The following is a 17,965-nucleotide window of genomic DNA, read 5'->3' as shown; positions in this document are numbered from 1 at the left end:
TCGTTAAAACCGGCGCACGTCTTTTCTCAGCCGGTATTGACAGAACAGTATAAGGCTCACGGTTTACGGGATTTGTACCAACACACGATTCCAAAATCCGCATGTTGCGGTGGTTGGGTAAAAATTTTCATAGGAAAACATTAAAGTGACTAAAAGGATACTGGTATTATTTCGGTCCTAAATTTCCCAGGATGTTCACATGACTCAACGGAACAAACTGTTTAGCGAAAATAGATAAACTATACCTACACCCTTGTCGTTATAGTTTAATATCAATGTAGTATTTACACTACAGGAAAGTTGCACTTAGCATCATATGAACATCTTAGTGTTGAAGTCACCCTGGGGTTAAATCATAGTGTCGTATCGACACTATAACGGATGGGATCGCCCTTCTTATCAAGTTTAGCTCAGTACAGGCACGCGGAAGTAACGGGAACAAGTCTGTTTCAGGATGCATTATGTCAGTATTATTATCTAGCAAAAAAATGTTAAGATGAAAAAAAAATGTTATTTTAGTTGCCGATAAATAACTGTGCTATCCGCTATTCCCTAACCTGAGCCAAAAATGATAAACGTATTAATAGCAGACGACCATTCCATAGTAAGACTTGGTATGAAACAAATTCTCTGCTCATTGCCTGGGGCAATGCTCGTTACTGAAGCAAAAACATTTGACGAAGCCATTTTCCTTATTGAAGCCCAACCTTTCAAACTGTTGATATTGGACATTAACATGCCGGGAGGAAACAACCGGCAAATGATAGATGCCGTTAAGCTGCGGCAACCCGGTATCAAAATACTGGTTTTTTCTGCGTATGATGAAACACTGTACGCCCTTAATTATCTCCAGGCAGGCGCCGACGGTTACATTGAGAAAAATTCTCCCGATGAAGAATTCAGGACAGCCATCACCGCCGTTCTGGGGGGCGAAAAATATATCAGCCGGGCAGTGCGCGAATTATTGATCGGCAAATTCACCGGGCAGCAGGAACTTCGCAACAATCCATTCACAGTACTTTCTCCCCGGGAGATAGAAGTAATGAACCTGATCACCAAAGGGCTTCCTCTGATAAAAATTGCGGAAATGCTCCATTTACAGCTAACTACTGTCAGCACCTATAAAACACGCATCTTTGAAAAAGTAGGTGTAAAGAATGTGATAGCGCTGATCGAAAAAGCACAGATGTACCAGGTTACAAGCCATTAATCCGGAGCTGCAGGGAAACGCTGGTACCTCCGTCAATGCCAGGGTAAGCAAACAGCCTGCCTTTTATCAGCGGGAGCAATTCCTTTACCAGGATCAGCCCTATCCCGGCATTGCTTAAATTCCCCATGCCATCATTTTCGGTATTATTGATCCAGTCCCTTACTTCCGGCGGCATACCGAAACCGGTATCCAGCAAATGTATGGTAAGCATCCGCTCATCTTTCTCTCCACTTATTTTTACTCCTCCCCTGGCAGTATATTTTACGGCATTGTCTAACAAGTTGTGTAATACCACTGCCAGTAACTGCTTGTTGATGATCACTTTCATTCCCGCCGGAATATTATTGACGATATGAATCCCTTTCGAAATGGATACCGGCCTGAAGATCTCCATCTTTTCTTCCACCAACCGGCCTATGTCTACTATTTCTTCTGAAAATTCACCGGTGAAAAAGGAAATACGCATGTAATGTATCAGGTTATCTACCAGATGATGCATGCGGTAAAGACTATCATAGGTCACGGTTTTTATTTCCTTCTCCTGCAGCATACCGGATGATAGCTCATCTTTATTCACCCTGAGCAAAAACTTCAGCGGTGTTTTAATATCGTGAGTAATAGCGGCCAGCAAACGCTTGTGCATAAAGCTTTGCTTGTGAAGCTGTTCATCCGATTCCTGGAGTATGTTCATTGTTTTCTCAAGCTCCCGGGTGCGGCTCATTACCTTCAATTCCAATTGCCTGTTCTTTTCCCGGATACGCCGGATGCGTATCTTGTAAAACAGCACTACCAGGCAGATCAGGGTGATCAATACCGCCAGCCTGAACCATCCTTTTTCATAAAAAGCTTTCTGTACACAAACTGCTATCACTTTTTCGGTATACTGGTCTCCTCCAAACCCTTTCAGCTTCCTGATGCGGATACGGTAATCGCCCGATGGTAAAGTAGAAAATGTAATCGTTCTGTCGCTGCTCACAGGCAACCATATCTGTTCTTCGGGATTTTCTTCTGCTTCCAGGCAATAATAAAACTGCAGGTTCCTGGGATCTCCGAAATAGGGGGAGCTGATATGAAACCGGAAGCTCTGGAAATTATTTGGCAGGCTAAATTGTGATGAGGCGGCTGCTGGTTTCAGGTTATGCTCCGCCCAATCTATATAGATCCCTTTATCCGGCATCTCCATCCGGATAGCAGATGGTGTGAACTGTACCAATCCATCCAGCGATGGTAAGGAAATACCCCCGTCGTCATACTCAATGGAACAGGGCTCACATCCGCCATTAAACTCATTCGTGTTAAAGCCCTGGTCTTTCCCGAAGTAGTAATAATATAAATCCCGCTGCTTTCCATCCGCGAAATCAATGGCATCCTGCCTGCTGATCCTGAATAACCCCTTGTTGGTAGTAAGCCAGAAATATCCCTGGTCATCTTCTGTAATACAATGGGTGGTAGCCATATAACGCTGCCGGTCCTGCGGCAGCGCTGCCAGCCGTTCATTATGGTAAAGAAAAACGCCCCGGTTATAAGTGGTGATCCAGACTTCTCCGTATTTGGGTATATAGATGCTTCTTACATTCCCCTGTTCCAATCCTTTGATAGTATCGGTATGCCCGGAGGGCAAATGTACCCGGTACAGTCCTTTACTGGTACCAACCCATAATATTCCCGGTTTCCCCTCTTTCATGTAGGTTACGTCGTATACAGCTGCGGGGAGCGACTGTAACGCCAGGCCGGGATCGGCTGTTCTTATATAATACAGCCCGGGATATTTCCCTCCCACCCATAAGTTTCCTGCCTGGTCAGCGTATACCTGGCTAATGAGGAATGGCAATTCAATTTTGTGCAACACCCGGCTGAAGTCCGGTGATACAGCAACTAATGTTGTTCCATTCCTTCCCCAGTATCTTCCCTCTTTATCACGGGCCAATGTATAATTTTCCAACGGGCTTTCCTTGAGCGACAATGGCAGCCAGCGGTGTTTTCCTTTCTGGTTAAAAACCAGCCCGACTCCTGTTACCACCGCATTTCCCGGAAAAGGAGCCTGCGCATAAAATACTTCGGATCCCGCAATATCCGACTTACATGCAGTAAATTGTTGCCTGGTCCCGATATACAGGCCCTTTGTGGAGCTTCCAAGGAAAACCCGGCTATTAAGCTGATCATAATAGATCGAGGTGATATAGCTCTGGTAAAAATTAAAATCCCGCAGCACCATCGAGCTATGTATACGTTTTCCCTTTCCTGGCTCCAACAGGTAGCAACGGTTATCCGTATAAATAAAAACCTGGTGCGCCGCCAGGTTCCAGTATAACTCTATTTTACATTTACTAAAGGCTACGTCCGATAACAGGTCTCCCGTAAGAGACACCTTCACCGGCTTGTCTTTCTCCCACCCTGTTATATGCCCATCCCTGCTGAGGTAAAAAAGCTGGTCGCCACAAACAAACAAACGCAACGGGTCCAGTTGGGACTGTATGATACGATACTCCACCCTCCCTTGTTTTATAAACGAGATGGTATCATGCCAGGCAGCAAAATAACTTTCCGTGCCTTGCGGCATCACTATAGGACGCTGTTTTGAGAAACGTCCGGCAAGGTCATCCGGCCACCCCCTGATGGGATAATAATCATTTTCGACATCTTTGTATCGCTGGTATTTGTATTCCGACAGCTCTTTTCCTATATCCTTTACCGTGCTTTCTGTAACGGTCAGGAGCTCGCCAATATCCGTTTCTGCAACTATGGCGGTATCATTTGGATAAACCCTGGCAATCCTGCTGCTTTTCAAACCAGGTACATTATCGCTGCTAAAATTGAGAAAATAACTGCCGTCGAACCTTGTTAAGCCGTTTTCAGTTGCCAGCCATAAAAAGCCGTTCCTGTCCGGCACCAAAGCTTTTACGCTATTCTGCGGCAAGCCATCTTCATCCGTAAAATGCCTGACAGTATAATGCACCGACGTGTCCATTGTAACAATGGGCGCTATCGGCATGACGTCCAATAAAGATAGGCTGAGACAAAAAATAAGGTTCATCTTCGAAATAAAAGCATCACGACAATACTATATCAATTGCGATATCCACTATCACATCGGGTAAAGATATAAAACTTTTATTTGTATTACTGATGATGGCAATCATACAAATATCTTATTTTGCCGCTATGAATACTCCACGTAACCATCCGGCAGCATTACCTTTCCTTTTTCTCTCCGAAATGTGGGAGCGATTTGGTTTTTACCTGATCCTTGGTATTTTCCAACTGTATCTTACAGACACGTCGAAAGGTGGCTGGGGCATGGATCGTTCCACTGCGGCTGATATATTCGGTACCTTCATCGCCTTTGTGTACCTCACGCCTTTCCTCGGCGGCCTGATAGCCGATCGTAAACTGGGTTACAGCAAATCAATTATTATCGGCGGGCTGCTAATGGGCATAGGATACATAGGCTTATCTGTGCACCGCCTCCCCGTTTTCTACGGATCGCTGGCCCTGATCTGTATAGGGAATGGATTCTTTAAGCCCAATATCTCCACCTTGCTGGGTAATGTATATAACGATGATCAATACCGCAGCCGGAAAGACACCGGCTATAATATCTTTTACATGGGTATTAATATCGGGGCGTTTATCTGTAACTTCTTTGCCGCCTTTCTCCGGAACACCATCGGCTGGGGCGCGGCGTTTATTGCTGCCGGCGTAGGCATGTTCCTGGGCGTGCTGATCTTCGTGATCGGTATGAAACACTACCGGCACGCAGATGTACGCAAACCGGTACAGCCCGGCGATATGCCGCTGAGCAGGATCTTCTCCGTGGTATTCCTGCCTGCTATTGTAGTAGGACTGGGCGCCTGGTTTATTCCCGGCAATATCTTTGGCTCGGACTCTACCGATGCCTTCATCTTCGCCTGCATTCCCATACTATTCTTTTTCCTGTCGCTGCTGCTGAAGGCAGATGCAAGGGACCGCAAACCCATAGCTGCGCTGCTGGCCATTTTTGCAGTGTCTATTGTGTTCTGGGCCGTGTTCAAGCAAAACGGTACCGCTCTCACTACCTGGGCACAATATTATACCGACAGGGAGATACCCGCAGCCATTGAACAACCGGCACAGCAACTTTACCTGGTAGAAACAGTACACAACAAGCCTGATTCAGTAACCCGTTACGACGAAGAATTCAGGGTAGTGCGTGATGCGGCAGGCAAACCGGAAAAAGTATGGGACAAAGTGCCCTACTTCAAAAATGTAGCGCCGGAAAAGATGCCGGCAACAGGAAGCAGCATCAGCCTGTACAATACGGAGTTGTTTCAATCCATCAACCCTTTCTTTGTAATAACACTCACTCCATTGATCGTGGTATTCTTTGCATGGCTGCGTAAACGGAACCGCGAACCTTCCACTCCGTCTAAAATAGCATGGGGACTGATGATTTCAGCGGTATCTACGCTGATGATGGTGGGCGCTGTATATGTGTGCAGCAACGGCGCAGTGAAAGCATCACCCTGGTGGCTGGTGGGATGCTATGGTATCATTACGGTAGGGGAATTATTCCTGAGCCCGATGGGACTGTCGCTGGTGTCAAAGCTCAGCCCTGCGCGTATTACCTCGCTGATGATGGGGGGCTGGTTCCTCGCTACATCTATCGGCAATAAACTATCGGGTATCCTGGCCACCTTATGGGATACTTATGATAATAAGGCGAATTATTTCCTGGTCAACTTCCTCCTGCTGGGAGGCGCGGCACTGGTGATATTTATGATGCTGCGCTGGCTGAACGGGATCTTCAGGGAGTATGTAAAATGATGTTACGATTCAAACCGCAACAGTTTTCTCATCTGGTAAAAAAATCTTTCCACTAAGCGCAGGTCCTGTGTAACTACTTCTGCATTGCCTTTTAATTCTTTATCAAAAGGAAGGGTTTTATGAAAAGATGTTTGCAGACCATTGGGAAGGATCACGTTCACATAGTAATTACCATCTTTATCCGGTGAATTGGCCATATTCTTTACACGGCCTTCCACCATACCAAATTCCTGGTAAGGGTAATTGTCCAGCTTAAGCAGTACTTTCTGCCCTTCCTTTACCTTGCCCGAATTGGTAGCAGGGATCTGCAATCGGCCAATGAGCATATCCCTGTCGTTTGGCATAACAGACATCAGGATATCGCCTGCTTTTACAAACTGGTTCCTGCCCAGGAACTGCTGAAAGCTCACAACACCATCAACCGCCGATACCAGCAGGTAGTTTTGTTCCCAGGCATTGAGGGATTTTCTCAATTGCTCAAAAAGCTGTATGGTCTGGGAAGTTAAATTGATCTTATCTTTCTCTGCATTGATAGTAACGCCGCTCCTGGTTTTCTCAATACCAAGAATGCCTTCCTGGAGCTGCGATATAGTAATATTGATGTTTTCCAGGTTCTGTTCCGCCTGTAGAAATTTCATTTTTTCCTGGTTCAGCTCCGATGCAGAAACTACCCTTTCCTTAAAAAGCTCCTGGTACCTGTCGAATTCCCTTTTTGATAATTCATACTTTGTCTGCTCCAGGCTCCTCTGTTGTTCCAGCGTGCGTATCCTGCTGCGCGATTCTGCCAGGCTCCTGCTGGCCGCGGCATAATCTGGCGAATAAGGCTGCAGCCTGGCATACAGCTGTTCTTCGGTTAATGCTTTGGCAAAGGCGTTATAATCCAGCTGAATGTCGCCCAGCTTGAAACGGGCCGCTTCACCAAGCGGGAAATGCGCCAGGTTCCTGTTATCCAGCGAATCAATGATGCGCCTCAGCGCAATCACATCCCGGTAGTCGGCCGTGGATTGCAATACCATCAGCACCTGGTTCCTGGATACGGCCTGGTGATCTTCTACAAATATTTCCGTTACCCTGGTATTGGTTCTTGCTTCCAGCTTCTCCGGCGGGTTTTGGGAAGAGATGATAACGGTGGAAGGAACAAACTCCGGGTATTTTATGAGATAACTCATGAGCAAAATAAGCAGGAGTATAAAAAATATAGTGGTATTCCCCCAGCGCACCATCCAGTGCGGCGGTTGCGTTAGAATGTCCTGCACACCTTCCGAATGCAGGTGAATAGTGTCTATTATATCTTTCTTAGTTTCCAAGTTCTAGTTGATTTTTTACCAGCCTGTAATATTCCTGGCGGAGTGATACCAGTTCATCATGACTTCCTTCTTCCACTACTTTTCCTTTATCCAGTACTATGATCTTATCTGCATTTTTCACGGTCGATAACCGGTGGGCGATGATAACAGCCGTTTTTCCTTTCAGGAAATGCTCCAGGTTGCCCATGATGGCTTTTTCTGTATTGGCGTCCAGTGCGCTGGTGGCTTCGTCAAAAAATATAAATTCCGGCGATTTATATACTGCCCTGGCAATAAAGAGCCGTTGTTTCTGCCCCCCGCTGATACCGATTCCTTCGTTACCGATCTTTGAATTATAACTCAGTGGCAGGCTTTCCACGAAATCCCTGATACAGGCCACATCCACGGCTTTCCTGAGCTGCTGCCGGTTAATATCATCTGCGCCTACAGCGATGTTTTTAGCGATGGTGTCATTGAACACATATCCCTCCTGCATTACTACCCCACACCGATCACGCCAGTACCGCGCCGAAATATGCTGCAACTGTACATTCCCGATCTTCACTTCACCTTCCCCGGGCTCATAGAATTTCATCAGCAGCTTTAGCAGGGTGGTTTTACCACTACCGCTGGCGCCTACAATAGCGGTGGTTTTACGGTGGGGAATACGCAGGCTCAGGTGCTCAAACACGGGTGCGCCGGCGCCTGTGTACCGGAAGGAAACATTGTTCAGCACTATATCCTGTTCGGGTATTTCCGCTGCGGTTTGTATCCCGGGGCGTTCCTCATCTTCTTTATCATGGATCTCTCCCAACCGCTCCAGCGATATTTTTGCGTCCTGCAGCTGCTTTACAAAATCCATCAGTTGTATCAGCGGTCCGTTCAGCTGGCCAATGATATACTGTACAGCCAGCATCATCCCCAGGGTAAGATTGCCATCCAGCACCAGTTTGGCGGCAAGGAAGCTCACGAAGATGTCTTTCATCTGGTTAATAAAATTCGACCCCACTGTTTGCCACTGCTCCAGCGACAACGCCCTGATCTGGATCTTAAACAGTTTCACCTGCATAAACTCCCAGCCCCAGCGCATCTGTTTCTCTGCGTTGTGCATTTTGATCTCCTGCATCCCATTCACCAGTTCAATCACTTTACTCTGCTCCTGTGATAACTGCGAAAAACGTTTATAATCCAGTTCTTTTCTCTTCTTCAGGAAAAAAGAAATCCATCCCACCGATAAAACCGCGCCCAGCAGGTAGATCAGGAATAATCGGTAATCGTACAGTAGCAGCACCACGCTGAAAATAACCAGGTTCACCAGTGAGAAAAGGGTATTCAGGGAAGAATTGGTCAGCAGTTGCTCTATCCGCTGGTGATCATTAATTCGCTGCATAATATCGCCTGTCATCCGGGTATCAAAATAGCTGATCGGCAATTTCATAAGTTTTATGAAGAAGTCGGACACAATAGAAATATTGATCCGGCTGGAAAGATGCAGTAAGATCCAGCTGCGCACAATGTCTATCCCCATTCTACCCATAAACAACATTACCTGTGCCAGTAACACCAGGTAAATAAAGTTCAGGTCATGGTTCTGGATACCTATGTCTACAATGCTTTGTGTGAGAAAGGGAAAAATCAGCGACAGTATGCTTCCCGCTAAAAGCCCGATGGCCAGCTGTGCAATCAGTTTTTTGTACCGGGAGAAATAACCAAACAGGAAAGAAAAATCCTTCCTGCTCCGCGGCGCTGCTGCATCTGCTTCATAAAACCCGGGAGTAGGATCCAGCAGCAGGGCAATACCTTCCTCATCCCGCTCATTCTTTCCCCTTCCTATCCATCCATCTATAAACTCCTGCTGCGTATATTTAAGGAGGCCATAGGCAGGATCGGAAACATACACAATGGTATCCCTGCCAGACTTCTTCACTTTGTAAACTACCACGAAATGCTGTTGCCCCCAGTGGCAGATACAGGGCAGTGGCGCCTCTTCCACCAGGGTGAGGAAATCGATCTTTACGGCCAGCGACTTAAAGCCTAATCCCTCTGCAGCTGCCGACAGGCCCAGTAAAGAGCTCCCCTCCCGCGTGGTTTCTGCCAGCGACCGGATCGTTTCTATTTCCGTTAACCTGCCGTAATGCTTACTGATAATTTTTATACAGGTAGGACCACAATCCTTCCCGTCCGGCTGCATATAAAAAGGGAATGCTTTCAGCTTCATATTATTTTATTATCTCTTCCAGCCCATACCAGGCAATGGCGGATTGCTTCAGCGGGTTCTCCGCCCAGTTTTCCCAGCTGTTGGTGTACGGATCATAGCCGCATTTCAGCGGCCTGGAATACATATCCTGCGGATCTTCCACATATGCCCTGCAATCAGTGCATACATGCCGGAACTCACAATCTTTGCAAACGGTTATTTCATCTTTACGGATCTTCCCATACCGTTGAAATGCTTTATTATCCAGTACTTCCCGTACAGATGTTTTAGTGACATGCCCGAAGCTTTCCGGTAAGGAAGGACAGTTTTTAATATACCCATTCCCATCTATGCTCAGCTTCCTGTTCAGGCAGGTGTTAAAGTGCTGGCTTTCGGTGAACAGTTCCATATTAGACATGAAATAGTCCGCGCGGATCTCCCCGCAGGCCAGGCAGGAATTGATATTGCTGCTGAAAAAAACCACCGGTACGGAACCATCGAATATTTTTTCGAGCTTGTCTGCCGGTGAAGAATGTATCAGCAATGATCTCACACGCGGATACTTTTTCACCAGCTTATCCAGTGCAGGCAGGGCCAATGTTGCTTCATAGGGAAGCACCAGTTTGATGAACTTGAGGGTAGTGCCGTTGAACACTTCCAATAATTCACGGATCCTGTCCAGATCCGTTTTATGGTAACACCTGATCTCCAGTCCCTGTACATGGAGGTCAAACAGTTCCCGGAAAAAATCCCCGGTATAGCTGATATCTTCATTAAACTCAATAATCACATTGGTGATATCCGAGTACCTGTCCCAGCTGAGATCCAGGGGCGTTAATTCAGGTACCAGCCGGTTATCCTTAAAGCCCAGTTCCTTACTGAGCAGGAAACTGATGTAGCCGGTAATGGCCTCCCGGTTATCCTCCCCGTAATGCGCCATGCATTCTTCTATGGAATGCTGTTGCAGGAACAGGAGCACATCGGCCGTATCGTTTGGGATATGATAAAATCTGCGCATCTGCAGATCGCACAGCAGCGACATGCGGGCGCCCTTTACGAGCTGGCAGTTTGCGTATAAATTAAAATATTCCATGATCAGAATTTGGAAATCACTTTATAAAAATTAAACAGCTCGTATCCTTCGGACTTTATTTTCCGGGCTTTTTCAAACTTGAGGATTGGCATGTTCTGCTGTCCGTTATTTTTTTCCAGGAAATACAGTGATAAGGGCAATCCTTCCTTCTCTTTCAGGTTACTGGTAAATTTCTTTTTCATGAGAGATGCTTTTACTGAGCAGCTGTGCTACTTTCCTTTCCAGGTAATAGTTGCAGGGATAAGATACCATGCCGAACTGGCCTTCGGGGTTAATTTCGAGGAAGTGGTAATTCCCCTGCATATCCACCATCAGGTCAATGGAGCCTGTGCGGAAACACAGTAATTTCATCAGCTGGCCCAGCTTAAATTCCAGGGCGGCCGGCAGTTTGTAAGGCACTGTTCTGTTGGGCCGCTGGTTGTCGTAATTCCGGAAATCATCTTTTGTTTTCCGGTTATTTTGTGAAAAGATAGCCATGGAATGGCATTCACCATCCAGGTAAAAAGTACGGATCTCGAACTTCTTGGTAATTTTTTCCTGGACCAGCGAAGGGAAAAATTTTTCGGGCACCAGTTGCAGGTTGTTTTGGTGAATGGTTTTTGTGAGCATCTTGTATTGCCCGCCTGCAGTATCTTCAAGAAAAATGCATTCACTAACGGGCTTTACAATGATCTCATGGTAGTTTTCCAGCAATTGTGCAATTGCTGCCCTGGTGGTTACCACCTCCGTGAAAGGCGTGCTGATACCGCATTTGCGGGCGAGGGCCAATACGTGCAACTTGTTCAGGTTATCTTCTGTAATGGGGTCATTCAACCATTTTTGCCGGTCAATGGTGTAGAACAGCAATGAATGAAGGCCGTTGAATTCGTCTGCCAGGAAGCGTTTCAGAGTGTATTGCGTTTGGAAGTCTGCCTGCTTAAGACTGTACTTCACCGGGAAGCTGCTGATCTTTCTCCGGTACCAAACCACTGCTATCTCGTCGTTTCCGGGCAAATCGCCCAGGTGTTGCATATCGAACAAGTCCTCCCCATTCATCCGCAGGTAGGGTATGCCCAGGTGGCCGAGCCACTGGCAAACATGATCTGTGGTGCCTTCCAGGTGCGATTGACTTAATATGAGGATCTGTTGGGACATGGTACGTTAGTTACTGGTAGTAAGGACTGCCGGTTATTGCCGGCAGTCCTCGTGTTTCCGGTCCTAATGGCGGAAGGAGCTATTTTTGGGGATCTGGCTTGTGATCGCACAGATAAACATCCGGACCTGAATAATGGGTCGGCGTGTGAACAGTAGTGCCTGCAGCATCTCCTGCATCAAGGGAGAACTCTGCTAACATAGCTCTGCCACCTTTAATTGCTTCCAGGGATTCAACTTTCTTTGCGTTCAGTTTTTGCAACTTGTCCATAGTTTTTAATTTTTTTTGTGGTTTACGTTGTGGGTTACTTAGGGTCATTCCGGGTGTCTGTTACCCAATGCTGTCCGTTCCAGGAAGCATAGTTTTCAGTGGTTCTTTCCTGGTCTTCGAGGGCAAATTCCATCAGAGCTAATCTGCCGCCCTTCACCGTTTCCGGAGATGTTACCTTTTTGGCAACCAATTTTTCTAACTGTTTCATGTGGTTAAATTTTTAATCTGGTCTAAAATTAGGTGGTGTCATCGGGTTGAAAGCGGGCGGATGTATTTTTGAGTGGTTGCATTTCATATTCGTAGCAGTTTGGGGGATATTTGCGGAGAGCCTTTCTTAAACTTATCTTAGAACAACACAATTACACATTAAATTTATTTATACGTTGTATTTTTAAGCGCTATACCTGCCCGCTTTTTGCCCGAAGCGGCCTTTTTCTGTGTGAAAATGAGCTGTAGTGCGTATCGCCGGTATACCTGGATCCTGAATAATATCCCGGTCATGCTGTAGCACGTTTAACAAAAAATTACTTACTTTGAGTTTCGCATAACAAAACATTCCAAGCAAATATTACGGGCTGCTTCCCGGTTCTACCGGGAAAATCGCTGATTTTATATTTATCAATCAAAATTATTACAATCGATTGCCGGAAAATATTTCAGATCATATGAATGAGGAGTCCTTTGCGGAGCTTCAGCGCATCGGGGATGGCGATGAACAGGCATTCCGGCGGGTATTCGAGTATTACAGCCCCCGGCTTAACCAGTTTGCCTATTCTATCGTTAAAACAAAGGAAGCTGCTGCGGAGATAGTGAATGATGTATTTATTAAGATATGGAAACAAAGAGAGAAGGCGCCCTCCATTTCCAATATCCGTGTGTATTTGTATGTAGCGGTAAAAAACAACGCGCTCAACTATCTGTCTTCCAAAGCCCACCGGCAAATAACAGAACCCTTTAATGATATTGATATCGAGTTAAGCCGTGACCAGTCGCCCGACGAAAAAATGATCAGTGCCGAGCTACTGGCCAAAATTACTTCCGCGGTAGAGTCCCTTCCTCCCAGGTGTAAAATGATCTTTAAGCTGGTACGGGAAGACGGCCTCCGTTACAGGGATGTAGCTGAAATCCTGAATCTCACAATAAACACCGTTGACGCCCAGATGGTGATTGCCGTTAAGCGCATCTCCGAAAAGGTGCAGGCGCATTTTACCGCCTTCCCGCAGAAGCCGGTAAAAAAATAATTTACCCGGCCTTAAGGTCATCGTTTTATTTTCCTGTCTTTATCATTAATTAAGGTCCAATGCATAAAGAACGGGTTACTCAGTTAATTGCCAGGAAATTATCGGGAGAAGCAACTCCCGAAGAGATAAAGGAGCTGGATATGCTTTTGAAGGAGCATCCTGCAGACGCCTATCTGCTTTCTATTTTAGCGGATTACTGGACCACTTCCCTTTCCCCCGCTACCGGTGAAGACGCGGATCCTGAAACACATTTCCGCCATATCCTGGACGCAGCGGCCGCGGAAACAAAGGAGCCTGAACCGGTATATGAAAAACAAACACATTATATCCGTAACCTCCTTTCCATCGCCGCCGTTCTTTCCGGATTACTCTTTTTTTCATGGTTGTATGTAAAAGTATACCGGAACCGGCAGGAAGCCCCGGTGGCATCGCGTATAGAAACCATTGCCAAACCCGGCGCCAAATCAAGATTGCTATTGCCTGATGGAAGCATTGTATGGCTTAATTCAGGAAGCAGGATCAGTTATCCCGCCAATTTTACGGATTCCCTCCGCGAAGTGGAGTTAGAAGGAGAAGCTTATTTTGATGTAGCCAAAAATCCCGGGCGTCCTTTTATTGTTCACACCCACGATATCAATATAAAAGTACTGGGCACCGCTTTTAATGTGAAATGCTACCCGGAAGACACAAGAACGGAAGCTACCCTGATCAGGGGATTGGTACAGGTATCAAAAACGGGCAATAAACCGCAGGACATATTGCTGCTTCATCCGCATGAGAAAGTAGTAATTAACAGAACAGCAGGTAACATTTCCGCTGATACAGACAACCCCTTCCCTAAGGCGGCACCTGGCAACATGATAGTAACCTCCCTTAAAAAAAATGCCGCTGATACTGCTTTGGCAGAAACAGCCTGGGTGTATAACAAACTTGTTTTTGACGGGGAAAATTTCCAGGAAATTTCCAACGAAATGGAACGATGGTTCAATGTAAAAATAGCTATTAATGATTCCACGGTGGCCGGGTACAGGTTCCACGCAAGATTTGAAAACGAAAATATTCCGGAAGTACTATCGGCATTGCAGCTATCGCTGCCTTTCACGTTTAAAATTGATAATAATGAAGTAAACATCTACAAGTAACAGCCAAAAAAAATCGGGAAATGCGGAAACATTCCCCGATAAGTTTAATGTATCAGAAACCTCCGATCGGGAAAATCAACGGGTTTCTTCCTTTTTAAACCATAAATACAAAGTTATGAAAAAAAACGCACCTCCTGCCAGAGGCGTTATGATGCCACGTCTGCTTAAATTCCTTCTATGTATGAAGCTTTCCATGTTAATTATTTTTTTTACTGCGTCGCAGGTCAGTGCAGCAAAAGTATTCAGCCAAAGCATTACCGCCAGCTTTGAACAGGTTGAACTGCGTACTATCCTGAATGTGATCGAGAAAAAGGCTAAAGTTCGTTTTTTATATAATTATGATCTCTCCTGCTTAACCAAAAAGGTGAATTTCTCTGTAAAGAATGCAAAGGTATCTGATGCACTCAATAAATTGCTGGAGAACTCCGGTCTGCAATACAGGGAAATGGAAAATAACCTGATCGTTATTTCTTCTGAAAAAGGAGAAACGGCCCGTCAAACCCGCGCTACCATCACCGGTATGGTTACGGATGATAAGAACCAGCCGCTGCCCGGTGTAAGTATCAACGTTAAAGGCACCTCGCTTGGCACTACCACCAAAGCAGATGGTCATTATACGCTCAACGTCCCGTCTGTCAACGACACGCTGTTATTCACCTATATCGGGTTTGCGCCACAGGAGCGGGCGCTGGGCGGCAAAACAACACTTAATGTAACGCTGATGGCTATATCCAGTAATCTCAACGACGTTGTGGTGGTAGGATATGGCACCCAGAAAAGACAGAATGTTACCGGCGCCATCGCTTCTGTTCCCATGCAGGAGATCCGCGATATGCCGGTATCGAATGTGGCCAGTGCCCTGCAGGGTAAAATAGCCGGCGTAGTAGTACAGCAGAATTCCGGGAGTCCCGGCAGTACACCCTCCATTAAGGTAAGAGGCTTTGGTTCTATCTCTGCAGGCAGCAATCCGCTGATAGTAGTAGATGGTAACATCGTTCCGCCTACAGCCTTCGGCCTGTTGAACGCAGAAGAAATTGAAAAAATTGATGTATTGAAAGATGCATCCTCAGCAGCGATCTATGGTTCCCGCGGTTCCAACGGTGTGATCCTCGTTACTACCAAAAGAGGTCGTCCCGGCAAAACACAGATGAACCTGAATGTATATTCGGGATTTCAACAGGTGACCAAAAAACTGGATGTACTGAATGCGCAGCAATATGCGGAATTTGCCAAAGAAGCGGCTAACAATGCCTACCTCGATAATGTACCCGGCGCACAGGCGTCGGACCCGAACAGTGTAAGACCAGCCGATTACCTGCGTTACCGTTATCCGCGCGGGGATCTGTTCGACTGGTTTAATTATGATGATCCTGCAAAAGTGGCCGCACTTCCGGATCATAATTTCCAGGACCTCATCTTCCGTACAGCGCCTATCAGCAATTACCAGTTCTCTGCCACGGGCGGCTCTGAAAATGTGCAATACGCTGTGAGCGCAGGTTACCTGACTCAGGATGGCATTATCAAAAAATCCGCAATGGACCGTTATACCCTGCGGGCAAACGTGGATATCAAAGCCACTCCCAAACTCAGGATAGGATTTAACATCAATCCATCTTACAGGGTAACACAGGAAGTGAGATCCGACGGCCACTGGGCAGACAACGGCATCATCAACGCCGCTCTTTCTGCTATTCCCATGGCACCCATTTACAATCCTGATGGCAGCTATTCCTCTCAAACAGCCCTGGCGGCGCCGTATAACCTGCCGGGCATCACCAATCCGGTTGCCAACATTACCGAATATAACAGCGATTTCAGTCAAACCAACCTGCTGTCCAATGTATATGCGGAATATAAATTCCTGCCCAACCTGAAATACAGGATCTCCGGTAATGTAAATCTATACCAGAACCGCAGGAATGCCTATACTACCTCAAAGATGCCGCTGAACCAGCAACTACCGCCTACAGCCGCAACGGGAAGCGCATTTTCAGAACAGGGACTTAACTGGCTTGTTAACCAAACGCTCACTTATAACGTCTCTTTCCACGATGTGCATAACCTGGAAGTACTGGCCGGTACAGAGTCTAACAAACTGCAGTACCAGTCGTCCAATGCAGCCGGTAATACTTTTGCCAACGATATTGTACAAACGCTGAATGCTGCAGGGCAGCCGGCATCTGTAAGCTCACAGAAAACGGAAAATGCCACAGTGTCTTACTTTGCAAGGATAGGTTATAATTACAAAACCAAATACCTGCTGAATGTATCGGTTCGCCGGGACGGGTCTTCTATCTTTGGCCCGGATAACAGGTTTGGTACCTTCCCTGCCGCTTCTGCCGGCTGGCGTGTTACAGAAGAGCCCTTTATGAAAAACCTGTTACTGCTGTCGGAACTTAAACTGCGTGTGAGTTATGGCCTTTCCGGGAACAATTCCTTCAATACCTATTACCCGTATGTGGGAAGTGTAGGTACTACCAACTACAGCTTTAACAACAACCTGGTGACCGGCCTTGCTATCAGCTCACTCGGTAACCCCGGACTGAAATGGGAACGTAACCAGCAACTGGATGCCGGTATCGATATCGGTTTGCTGCAAAACAGGATCTCTATATCCGTTGATTATTACGACCGTATCACAAAAGATCTGTTGCTTTCTGTGAATGTACCCACGCTCACAGGATTTGGTTCTGCCTATAAAAACATCGGCAGGTTAAGCAACAAGGGATTTGAATTTGGTGTGAACACGTATAATTTAACAGGCGCCTTCACCTGGAATACAAACATTAACCTTTCCTTCAACAGGAATAAAGTACTGGCGCTGGGCCCCACGGGCGACCCTATATTGAGCAGTAGCGGCGTTGGTGAAACAAATATCACCATGATAGGGCAACCGATAGGCAGCTTCTACGGCTATAAACAACTGGGCATATTCCAGGATGAGGCCGACCTTCACACCAACCCGCATGATAACACTACCAGACCCGGGGACGTAAAGTATGAAGATGTAAATAAAGATGGTAAAATTGATGCGAAAGACAGGACCCTTATTGGTAATAACCAGCCTGATTTCATTTACAGCATGAACAACACCTTTTCCTATAAAAATATCGACCTCAGTATTTCCCTGCAGGGCACACAAGGTGGAAAGATCCTTAACCTGAGCCGCCGTTTCTTTGATAACCTGGAAGGCAGTGCCAATAACCTCGCTATTGTGCAGGACCGCTGGCGCTCGCCCTCCAATCCCGGCAATGGCACGGAACCCAGGGCTAACGCACGCACCACCGGTAACAACAGCGCCATTTCTTCCCGTTGGGTAGAAGATGGTTCTTACCTGCGCATCCAGAATATAAGCCTGGGTTACAAGTTGCCAAAGTCAGTGATCAATCGTCTTAAACTGCAACAGGTACGGATATACGCTTCTGCACAAAACCTTTATACCTGGACAAAATATTTGAATTTCAATCCTGAAGTAAGTAACTACGAAGGCCCTCTTACCGGCGGCGTTGACTATGGTAGTTATCCACTGGCAAAAACAGTGACCTTCGGTATCAACGTTGGCTTCTAATGTTCAGATTAAACTACAAAATT

Annotated in this window: 14 protein-coding genes; 5 read left to right on the top strand and 9 right to left on the bottom strand. The window is 46.4% G+C overall.

Annotation, left to right across the window (positions count from 1 at the left end):
- The first annotated feature begins 568 nt into the window (after nucleotides 1–568).
- Nucleotides 569–1,210 (top strand): response regulator, encoded by a 642-nt coding sequence (locus tag FN124_RS27405; protein WP_142687967.1) that lies wholly within the window; start codon nucleotides 569–571, stop codon nucleotides 1,208–1,210.
- On the opposite strand, the gene FN124_RS27400 is transcribed toward FN124_RS27405, so the two are convergent.
- Entirely contained in the window at nucleotides 1,197–4,202 is a 3,006-nt protein-coding gene (locus FN124_RS27400) for a ligand-binding sensor domain-containing protein (RefSeq protein WP_185937409.1), read from the bottom strand. The genes FN124_RS27405 and FN124_RS27400 overlap by 14 nt on opposite strands.
- 170 nt (nucleotides 4,203–4,372) lie before the next feature.
- Between FN124_RS27400 and FN124_RS27395 the strand changes: the two genes are divergently transcribed.
- Nucleotides 4,373–6,013: a peptide MFS transporter gene (locus FN124_RS27395; protein ID WP_142687965.1), complete on the top strand. Its 1,641-nt coding sequence runs from the start codon at nucleotides 4,373–4,375 to the stop codon at nucleotides 6,011–6,013.
- A 2-nt stretch (nucleotides 6,014–6,015) separates the two neighbouring features.
- Here the strand turns inward: FN124_RS27395 and FN124_RS27390 are convergent, their stop codons facing one another.
- The 8 genes from FN124_RS27390 to FN124_RS31570 all read right to left on the bottom strand — a co-directional run bounded on the left by FN124_RS27390 (nucleotide 6,016) and on the right by FN124_RS31570 (nucleotide 12,492).
- Nucleotides 6,016–7,320 (bottom strand): HlyD family secretion protein, encoded by a 1,305-nt coding sequence (locus FN124_RS27390; protein ID WP_142687964.1) that lies wholly within the window; start codon nucleotides 7,318–7,320, stop codon nucleotides 6,016–6,018.
- Nucleotides 7,310–9,517, bottom strand: coding sequence for a peptidase domain-containing ABC transporter (locus FN124_RS27385; RefSeq protein WP_260607599.1), 2,208 nt, complete (start codon nucleotides 9,515–9,517; stop codon nucleotides 7,310–7,312). Before FN124_RS27385 ends, FN124_RS27390 begins: the two co-directional genes overlap by 11 nt.
- A gap of 1 nt (nucleotide 9,518) precedes the next feature.
- Nucleotides 9,519–10,589, bottom strand: a complete 1,071-nt coding sequence (gene gwsS, locus FN124_RS27380) for a grasp-with-spasm system SPASM domain peptide maturase (RefSeq protein ID WP_142687963.1) — start codon at nucleotides 10,587–10,589, stop codon at nucleotides 9,519–9,521.
- Nucleotides 10,590–10,591: 2 nt separating this feature from the next.
- A complete protein-coding gene (locus FN124_RS27375; RefSeq protein WP_142687962.1) occupies nucleotides 10,592–10,771 on the bottom strand; it encodes a hypothetical protein in 180 nt (59 codons plus the stop codon).
- Nucleotides 10,749–11,723, bottom strand: a complete 975-nt coding sequence (gwsG, locus tag FN124_RS27370) for a grasp-with-spasm system ATP-grasp peptide maturase (RefSeq protein WP_142687961.1) — start codon at nucleotides 11,721–11,723, stop codon at nucleotides 10,749–10,751. Before gwsG ends, FN124_RS27375 begins: the two co-directional genes overlap by 23 nt.
- Before the next feature lie 79 nt (nucleotides 11,724–11,802).
- On the bottom strand, nucleotides 11,803–11,991 hold the full coding sequence (locus FN124_RS27365; RefSeq protein ID WP_142687960.1) for a hypothetical protein: 189 nt from the start codon (nucleotides 11,989–11,991) through the stop codon (nucleotides 11,803–11,805).
- Between the two features lie 34 nt (nucleotides 11,992–12,025).
- Nucleotides 12,026–12,199 carry a hypothetical protein gene (locus FN124_RS31025; protein ID WP_185937408.1) on the bottom strand — a complete coding sequence of 58 codons (174 nt, stop codon included), beginning with the start codon at nucleotides 12,197–12,199 and terminating at the stop codon, nucleotides 12,026–12,028.
- A 164-nt stretch (nucleotides 12,200–12,363) separates the two neighbouring features.
- Nucleotides 12,364–12,492: a hypothetical protein gene (locus FN124_RS31570; RefSeq protein ID WP_260607598.1), complete on the bottom strand. Its 129-nt coding sequence runs from the start codon at nucleotides 12,490–12,492 to the stop codon at nucleotides 12,364–12,366.
- A gap of 164 nt (nucleotides 12,493–12,656) precedes the next feature.
- On the opposite strand from FN124_RS31570, the gene FN124_RS27360 reads away from it, so the two are divergent.
- From FN124_RS27360 to FN124_RS27350, 3 genes are all read left to right on the top strand, one after another.
- The gene (locus FN124_RS27360) at nucleotides 12,657–13,232 is read left to right on the top strand and encodes an RNA polymerase sigma-70 factor (RefSeq protein WP_142687959.1); all 576 of its coding nucleotides are present in this window, start codon (nucleotides 12,657–12,659) and stop codon (nucleotides 13,230–13,232) included.
- A 59-nt stretch (nucleotides 13,233–13,291) separates the two neighbouring features.
- Entirely contained in the window at nucleotides 13,292–14,374 is a 1,083-nt protein-coding gene (locus tag FN124_RS27355; protein ID WP_142687958.1) for a FecR family protein, read from the top strand.
- Nucleotides 14,375–14,555: 181 nt separating this feature from the next.
- Complete coding sequence (locus FN124_RS27350) at nucleotides 14,556–17,942, top strand: TonB-dependent receptor (protein ID WP_142687957.1); 3,387 nt, start codon at nucleotides 14,556–14,558, stop codon at nucleotides 17,940–17,942.
- Nucleotides 17,943–17,965 lie beyond the last annotated feature (23 nt).

The organism is Chitinophaga polysaccharea (genome assembly GCF_902150045.1).
Classification (GTDB): Bacteria; Bacteroidota; Bacteroidia; order Chitinophagales; family Chitinophagaceae; genus Chitinophaga; species Chitinophaga polysaccharea_A.
Note: the sequence above shows the minus strand (reverse complement) of the source record. Positions and strands in the feature narration are given on the sequence as shown.

Excerpts from the sequence above, each read along its gene's own strand:
- FN124_RS27405 (WP_142687967.1), top strand. The coding sequence starts at position 569 with ATGATAAACGTATTAATAGCAGACGACCATTCCATAGTAAGACTTGGT.
- FN124_RS27400 (WP_185937409.1), bottom strand. The coding sequence starts at position 4,202 with ATGCCGATAGCGCCCATTGTTACAATGGACACGTCGGTGCATTATACT.
- FN124_RS27395 (WP_142687965.1), top strand. The coding sequence starts at position 4,373 with ATGAATACTCCACGTAACCATCCGGCAGCATTACCTTTCCTTTTTCTC.
- FN124_RS27385 (WP_260607599.1), bottom strand. The coding sequence starts at position 9,517 with ATGAAGCTGAAAGCATTCCCTTTTTATATGCAGCCGGACGGGAAGGAT.
- gwsS (WP_142687963.1), bottom strand. The coding sequence starts at position 10,589 with ATGGAATATTTTAATTTATACGCAAACTGCCAGCTCGTAAAGGGCGCC.
- FN124_RS27375 (WP_142687962.1), bottom strand. The coding sequence starts at position 10,771 with ATGAAAAAGAAATTTACCAGTAACCTGAAAGAGAAGGAAGGATTGCCC.
- gwsG (WP_142687961.1), bottom strand. The coding sequence starts at position 11,723 with ATGTCCCAACAGATCCTCATATTAAGTCAATCGCACCTGGAAGGCACC.
- FN124_RS27365 (WP_142687960.1), bottom strand. The coding sequence starts at position 11,991 with ATGGACAAGTTGCAAAAACTGAACGCAAAGAAAGTTGAATCCCTGGAA.
- FN124_RS31025 (WP_185937408.1), bottom strand. The coding sequence starts at position 12,199 with ATGAAACAGTTAGAAAAATTGGTTGCCAAAAAGGTAACATCTCCGGAA.
- FN124_RS31570 (WP_260607598.1), bottom strand. The coding sequence starts at position 12,492 with ATGACCGGGATATTATTCAGGATCCAGGTATACCGGCGATACGCACTA.
- FN124_RS27360 (WP_142687959.1), top strand. The coding sequence starts at position 12,657 with ATGAATGAGGAGTCCTTTGCGGAGCTTCAGCGCATCGGGGATGGCGAT.
- FN124_RS27355 (WP_142687958.1), top strand. The coding sequence starts at position 13,292 with ATGCATAAAGAACGGGTTACTCAGTTAATTGCCAGGAAATTATCGGGA.
- FN124_RS27350 (WP_142687957.1), top strand. The coding sequence starts at position 14,556 with ATGAAGCTTTCCATGTTAATTATTTTTTTTACTGCGTCGCAGGTCAGT.